General features: G+C 64.0%; 1 protein-coding gene. It reads left to right on the top strand.

What is annotated here, in order from left to right; all coding sequences use genetic code 11:
* A partial coding sequence (locus A2J03_RS20310; RefSeq protein ID WP_197480879.1) for a uroporphyrinogen-III synthase occupies positions 1–468 on the top strand: 468 nt, incomplete at its 5' end.
* Positions 469–536 lie beyond the last annotated feature (68 nt).

The following is a 536-nucleotide window of genomic DNA, read 5'->3' as shown; positions in this document are numbered from 1 at the left end:
ACCACCGAGGAGTCCCAGGAAGTGGCGGATCATCTCGAGGCCGAAGGCATCGTCGGCGTCGACGTGGCCGTCCAGTTGCACGGCACCATCACCGAGTGGGAGCCGACCATCGACCTCGCCGAGTCTCTCCGCAGACTCGGCGCCGAAGTCCGAGCGCTCTCTGTGTACCGCTGGATTCGGCCGGTCGATCAACGGCCACTCGTGGACATGCTGGCCAAAATCTTGAACCACGAGGTCGACGCCGTCACATTCACCAGCGCTCCCGCCGTCGCCTCGCTGCTGTCGACGGCGAAGGACAACGGCCTGCTCGACGAATTCCTCACTGCGCTGCGCGGTCCCGTCGCCGCAATCTGCGTCGGGCCGGTCACATCGGCACCACTGGATGCTCTCGGTGTTCCTACTTCGATGCCGAAACGGGCTCGGCTGGGGTCACTGGCGACGTATGTGGTCGACCAGCTGAGCGACTGAACGGATTCCACCAATTCCACTGTCCCAGAAGCGTCATCGTCGACGGGACCAACACCATCCGGACGATC

The organism is Rhodococcus sp. EPR-157 (assembly GCF_001647195.1).
In the GTDB taxonomy this organism is placed as follows: Bacteria; Actinomycetota; Actinomycetes; order Mycobacteriales; family Mycobacteriaceae; genus Rhodococcoides.
The sequence above is the reverse complement of the archived record's forward strand: the minus strand, read 5'-3'. Positions and strand labels throughout refer to the sequence as shown.